This is a genomic window from Brachyspira hampsonii (genome assembly GCF_002214805.1).
Lineage (GTDB): Bacteria > Spirochaetota > Brachyspiria > Brachyspirales > Brachyspiraceae > Brachyspira > Brachyspira hampsonii.
Genome location: NZ_CP019914.1, coordinates 153,649 through 160,413 on the forward strand (window position 1 = coordinate 153,649; position 6,765 = coordinate 160,413).

The following is a 6,765-nucleotide window of genomic DNA, read 5'->3' on the forward strand; positions in this document are numbered from 1 at the left end:
AACTTACTTCACAAGTTATCAGCTGCTCGTTTATAGTTTTAATATCTTTCCGTTAATCTAACTAATTATTAAAAAGCTGGAGGAATAAAATTAAGTCCTTCATCTTCTTTTAAGCCCAATGCTATATTCATATTTTGTATTGCCTGTCCTGCTGCTCCTTTTACCATATTATCTATTGCTGATACTATTATTAATTTATTTGTTCTATTATCTATATGCAAAGATATATCACAGTAGTTTGAGTATTTAACATATTTTAAATTTGCTGTCTCTCCTATATTTAATACTCTTACAAATGATGAATCTTTATAAAACTCTTTATAAGTATTATGTATATCTTCTAATTTAAGATTTTTATTTTCTAATTTGACATATATTGTTGACACTATTCCTCTATTTAATGGAAGTAAGTGAGGAACAAAAGTTACTTTTATCTCTTCACCATATATATTTGATAATGTCTGTTCTATTTCCGGTGTATGTCTATGTTCTGCTATTTTATACGGAGCAAATGCTTCATTACATTCTGTAAAGTGGGTATTTAATTTTAATTCCCGTCCTGCACCTGTAGCACCTGATTTTGAATCGATTATAATATCATCTTTTATTATCAATTTATTCACCAAAGCAGGGGCTAATGCCAAACCTATAGAAGTAGGGTAGCATCCCGGATTTCCTATAATTTTTGCATTCTTTAATTCTTTTTTACCATATACATTATCATATTTAATTATTTCAGGTATTGAGTATATTGACTCTTTATGAAGATTTTTATATTTATATTCTTTGCCATACCAATTTTTATAATCTTCTTCATCATCTAATCTGAAATCAGCACCCAAATCTATAAACAAAATATTTTTTTCAAAACATTTATTTGCAATATCATCACTTAAACCCGCAGGCAGTGATGCAAATACAACATCAGTGTCTTCAAATATTTCATTTTCATCTAATAATAATTTATCTAAGTTCTTATTTAAATTAGGATACACTTCATTTATATTTTTTCCTACAAAACTTTTTGAAGATAGATTTTTTAATTCTACTTTGCTATGAGACAGTAATAATCTGATTAATTCTGCACCTGCATACCCTGTAGCACCTATAACGGATACTTTTATCATATAAAACACTCCTATAATAATTAATAATATTAAAGAATAATATATAATTGCTTTTATTTTTGAGAGATTGATTTTAAGCTGTGAATGAAATGGAGGCTTAACGCCTTGAGAGATAATTTCTTATGTATAAAACTATATTACACATTTTTATTTTTCCTAAAACTGTTTAATATTTGCATAACATTATACTATTGATAATAAAAAAGTCAAGATTTTTTATAAATAAAATATAACAGCTAATACTATACAAAATTATTATAATTAAGATAAATTATACAGCTTCAATATTAAAACTGCTTATTATTGATATAAATTTAATTTTATATACAGAATATTTCTATTGATTTTTTATATTCTTACAATTATAATGTTTTAACAAATAATGACATTTTAATGAGGCATTTATATATATGAATGGTATATTCGGTTCTGAAAGTCTTTTAAATTCGGCTATGATGGTTTGCTGGATAGGACTTCTAATATCTTCAATCTTGGGATTAACAATAATAATTGATAGATTCATTTACTTTACTAGAATAAAATCACAGGATAATTCATTGGCTCCTAAACTCATTTCTTTAATAAAAGATAAAGAATTAAAAGCGGCCATTGCCTTATGCGAAACAGCAAAATCGCCTTTGGCAAATATTGTTATGTCAGGTCTTAAAAATTCTGATATGCCAAAAGAAGCTATGCAAAGTACATCCAATAAAGAACTTCCAAGACTTGAAAGATTTATTTCTGCACTCTCAACAATATCAACTGTTGCTCCATTGCTTGGACTTTTAGGTACTATTCTTGGTATGATACAATCCTTTGCTGTAATATCAGTTGCTGGAAGCGGAAACCCTTCTGCTTTGGCTTCAGGTATTGCTAATGCTCTTCTTACTACTGCAGCAGGACTTATCATTGCTATACCTACAGTTGTATTTTATAATTATTTCGTAAATACTCTTAATGAAAGAATATTATTTATAGAAAATTTATCAAATGAAGTTTCTGATTATATAATAAATGAACGCAATACTAAAACTGAAAATTAGTATTAAAGCCAAATATATTGTATTTAAGTATTCATTAATTTCTTAAAGTATGATATAGACACATTATAATTTAAAGAATTTTATTATATTCCCCGCCCTTTAATATTTAGTGCTTAAATTAGAACATTAAATTTAAACATTCTCTATAGCGAAAAAATAAAAAACATGCCCACCCAAGCATTTTTTATATTTATAATTTTTATTAAAAAATCAGATTAAAAAATTTATATCCGCACGCAGAATAAAACTAAGAAATAAAGCTAATTTATAATTAAAATTTATTAAAATATGATAATCTGCTAACCGTGCATTAAATATACTATAAATTTAATAGAAATTAGGGTGGGTGCTATATTTCAAACAAAAACAAAAAATATTATTAGATTATAATTTTATAAATTAGCAGTAAATATAAAGGGTGGGAATTGTAAATAAAATAACCTTGAAAAATATAAATAAATATACTATAATAGGAATATAATAAAATCTCAGGATATCTAATGACATTAACAAATGTAGTAACAATCAAAAGCAAAAATGGAATGCATCTAAGACCAGCAGGAGTTCTATCACAAATATCAAGTAAAAATGAATACTCAAATATAGGAATATTTTTACTTTATAATGGCGTAAGAGCAGATGCAAAAAGTGTATTTAATATTATGGGACTTGGAGCATTTCAAGGAGCCAATCTAATATTAGAAATAGAATATGAAGATGGAATGGAAGAAACAGCTAAACAGGCTGAAAAAGAATTAATAAATTTCTTTGAAGAAGGATATATTCACGCTGAAGTTCCAGAAGATGACTAATATTTTATGTATTTTCAATATAAAAATAAAACATAAGGATATTTAATGATTAGTTATTTTGTAATAGCTATGTTGGCAATATCTATTATTGTAGTTATGATTTTAACAATAAAGTTTAAAGTTCATCCATTCATAGCTATGCTATTAGTAGCAATATTTCTAGCTTTCACACTTCATGTCCCATCTAATAATGATACAAACTATATAACAGAAATATCTGCTTTAATTGGTAAAGGTTTTGGCAATGCTTTGGCAAGTGTAGGCATAATAATAGTTTTAGGAAGTGTTATAGGTAATATATTAGAAATGTCCGGTGCTGCCTTAAAATTAGGGGAGATAGTATTAAGAATAGTAGGTAAATCTCATCCGGCTTTGGCTATGAATATATTAGGTTTTATAGTGTCAATACCTGTATTTTGTGATTCTGGATATTTAATACTAACACCATTAAGAAAAGCTGTTGCCAAGAAAAGCGGAGCATCTCCTGTTGCATTATCAGTTGCATTGTCTACTGGGCTTTATGCATCTCATGCTTTAATACCTCCAACTCCTGGTCCTGCTGCAGTTGTAAATCTATTCGGACTAGAAGCACATTTATTGACAATAATAATAATAGGACTAATAGTTGCCATTCCAACTTCTTTGGCTGGTGCTATATACGGTATATTTATTTCTAAATACATAAAAAAAACAAATTACCCAGATAAATCTCCAACTTATGAAACTTTAATAAGTGATATAGGAGGACTTCCTCCCGCTTGGAAATCTCTAGCCCCTATAGTAGTGCCAATAATATTGATGGCAATTGGAAGTATTGTTAGATTTGATTCTTTTAGATTAGGAAATGGAATAATAAGAAACATATTTATATTTTTAGGTGAGCCGTCTATGGCATTATTTATAGGCTTTTTATTCTCACTTTTACTAACTCATAAATTTAATAAAGAAGAAATATCTATGTGGATAGGTGATGGTATAAGGTCTTCCGGAAGTATTTTAGCTATAGTTGGTGCGAGCGGTGCTTTTGCAGAAGTATTAAAATCAACCGAATTAGCCAAAATCATACCGGAATTAGGACATGTATTCGGAGCATTAAATATGGGTTTAATACTGCCTTTTATTATGGCATCAGCTTTAAAAATAATATTAGGATCATCTACAATAGCAGTTGTTACTGTGGCTACACTTTTTGCGCCTCTCCTTGGTACATTGGGATTTAATACTCCTATATCTCAAATATTAGTATTAATGGCTATAGGAGCAGGCTCTATGATAGCTTCCCATGCTAATGATAGTTATTTTTGGATAGTCGTAGAATTATCTGGTTTAAAAATAAAAGATGCATATAAAGCTAGAACTTTAGCTACTTTTGTACAAGGTATTACAGCATTAATTATTATAATGATACTAGCTTTATTATTCAGATAAAATATTGGAGGAATAATGCTCAAAATAAAAATTATTAATAAATCTAAAAATCCTTTACCTAAATATCAAACATCTGGTTCATCAGGACTTGATTTACATGCCAATATAGAGGAACCTATTACTTTAAATAAAAATGATATAGTATTAATACCAACAGGACTTTTTATCGAGATTCCTGAAGGTTATGAAGCACAAGTTAGAAGCAGAAGTTCTTTAGCATTAAAAAACGGTATTTTCTGCTTAAACTCTCCTGCAACAATAGACAGTGATTATAGGGGAGAATTAAAAATAATATTAGCATCTTTAACTGATACGCCATTTACTATAAATAATGGTGATAGGATAGCTCAAATGGTTTTTGCTAAAGTTGAAAAGATATATTTTGAAGAAGCAGACTCATTATCTGATACTGATAGGGGAGAAGGCGGATTTGGAAGTACAAATAAATAAGTATTGATATAATTAATATTTTAGTTTATAATATTAATATGAATATGCATAAATTACTTTTATATATTGCAATATTATCATTGCCGATGATTTCCTGCGGACTTCCAGATGTTACAGGAATAACACTTGAATTAAATCAGCCTTATATAACAAAAGTTATACCTGGAAACAATAAAATAACAGTGGAATTTGAAGCTCAGAATAATGAGCCGTCTTTTAGCGGATATAATATATACTTTGGAGATAATACATACCCTAGAAAATACCGATTATATAATCAGCAAAAGGCATTGCCTACATTAATAGAAACAAAATCTACAGTTACTAAAAAATATTCATTTACTATTGAAACAGGCTCTTATTTTTCTAGTAATAGTACAGATATATACACATTAAAAGACTCTGACTTAAATAATGGCATACCTATATATATTTGGGTATCAGCATATCAGATAACCCCGCAATTAGAAAGTTATTATTATTATGATAATTTTGTACAAATGGGAACACCTAGACCTGATGTTCTAAATCAAACCATAACTCCCGGTACTACTTTAAATTTAGAAGGAAGAGATTTAGCAAGGTTAGTGAATAATGGCGGTCTATATTTTCAAAATGTTAATAATACAAGTATGATGATGGTATCAGGTACTTCTTTAGATGATATTGTAGTTCCTCCTGAAAACGGATATGGAAATATTGATTTACAGGTTAAAGCTAACAGACTTTATCTGATAAAAATAACAGATGGAAATAATGCCTATTATGGTAAAATATATGTAAGGAGTGTAAATGGTACTAGCAGTATCGTAGCTGATTATTGCCGTCAAATTTCTGCTAATATCTTAAGTTATTAATATATGAAAAAAATAATAGTATTTATTATATCAATCATTTTTTTATTTACTTCTTGTAATGAAGAACTCATAACTGTAGTAGATGAATATAATAGTCCGTATAATATTTATGCTATACCGGGTAATAATAAAGTAAGTATAAGTTTTTGGTCTGGCGTAATAGCTTCAGATTTTCTTGGTTTTAACATATATGCGGGTACTTCCCATAATTTGGTACAACCTGATAATGCTATAAAAAATTCACTGCAAGCACTTCCAACTGTATCAAGCAGCAATCATACTAGAACAAATTTTATAATAGAAATTCCTACTTATACATTCAATAATGGTACTTTATATTATATAGCAGTTACTGCTTATGGTACTAATGATCTGGTTGATAATAAATATATAGAAACTACAATTAATTCTGTACTGCCTGTGATACCAAGACCAGAAGGTACAGGAAACGGAACAACATTAACAGCATCTACTGCATCTGTTGGAACAATGGATCCAAATGCTGGAAAAGTAACGGCTAATACAGGTTGGAAAGTACAATATTTTGGATATCAAACTAATTTTAACGCAATAGTTAATGTTACAAATAATACAGACGACTCATTCGATAATGAAGTGGTATATTCTCGTAATGGTCTTTATATATTTAAAAATGGAAACCAATTAGCAAAAATTTGGATTACATCGGACAGTTCTTATCAATGGGCATATCAATCAGATGCTTCAAAATGGTGGGGAATTTAACTTATAATATTTTATTAGTTTTAATTTAATATAAAGAATACATTTCAAATAAAAAGTTTAATAAGCCTTAATAATTATAATGGTTCTGTTGTAATTTGAACATTTAATTGTGTATTTGCTGCAAAACTACAACTTCTTTTCCTACTGTAAGCAGTACTCTGCATTTTATGACTTGAATATATAATTTATACAGAATATATAACATTTATTTTATATAACAATTAATATCATATAATAATCTATAATAAGATAAAAAACTTACAAGATTGTATGTCAAGTACTTTTGAAACAAGTCTAATTATTA

Annotated in this window: 7 protein-coding genes; 6 read left to right on the top strand and 1 reads right to left on the bottom strand. The window is 28.0% G+C overall.

The window, feature by feature from the left end:
- Positions 1–68: 68 nt before the first annotated feature.
- Positions 69–1,127, bottom strand: a complete 1,059-nt coding sequence (gene argC, locus BHAMNSH16_RS00610) for an N-acetyl-gamma-glutamyl-phosphate reductase (RefSeq protein ID WP_008728051.1) — start codon at positions 1,125–1,127, stop codon at positions 69–71.
- Positions 1,128–1,537: 410 nt separating this feature from the next.
- Between argC and BHAMNSH16_RS00615 the strand changes: the two genes are divergently transcribed.
- The 6 genes from BHAMNSH16_RS00615 to BHAMNSH16_RS00640 all read left to right on the top strand — a co-directional run bounded on the left by BHAMNSH16_RS00615 (position 1,538) and on the right by BHAMNSH16_RS00640 (position 6,461).
- Positions 1,538–2,170: a MotA/TolQ/ExbB proton channel family protein gene (locus tag BHAMNSH16_RS00615; RefSeq protein ID WP_008728052.1), complete on the top strand. Its 633-nt coding sequence runs from the start codon at positions 1,538–1,540 to the stop codon at positions 2,168–2,170.
- Positions 2,171–2,670: 500 nt separating this feature from the next.
- The gene (locus tag BHAMNSH16_RS00620) at positions 2,671–2,982 is read left to right on the top strand and encodes an HPr family phosphocarrier protein (RefSeq protein WP_008728053.1); all 312 of its coding nucleotides are present in this window, start codon (positions 2,671–2,673) and stop codon (positions 2,980–2,982) included.
- A gap of 45 nt (positions 2,983–3,027) precedes the next feature.
- Positions 3,028–4,410, top strand: coding sequence for a GntP family permease (locus BHAMNSH16_RS00625; protein WP_008728054.1), 1,383 nt, complete (start codon positions 3,028–3,030; stop codon positions 4,408–4,410).
- Positions 4,411–4,425: 15 nt separating this feature from the next.
- On the top strand, positions 4,426–4,860 hold the full coding sequence (gene dut, locus BHAMNSH16_RS00630) for a dUTP diphosphatase (protein WP_008728055.1): 435 nt from the start codon (positions 4,426–4,428) through the stop codon (positions 4,858–4,860).
- A gap of 38 nt (positions 4,861–4,898) precedes the next feature.
- Complete coding sequence (locus BHAMNSH16_RS00635) at positions 4,899–5,717, top strand: hypothetical protein (protein ID WP_008728056.1); 819 nt, start codon at positions 4,899–4,901, stop codon at positions 5,715–5,717.
- A 3-nt stretch (positions 5,718–5,720) separates the two neighbouring features.
- On the top strand, positions 5,721–6,461 hold the full coding sequence (locus BHAMNSH16_RS00640) for a hypothetical protein (RefSeq protein ID WP_069732003.1): 741 nt from the start codon (positions 5,721–5,723) through the stop codon (positions 6,459–6,461).
- Positions 6,462–6,765: the final 304 nt, after the last annotated feature.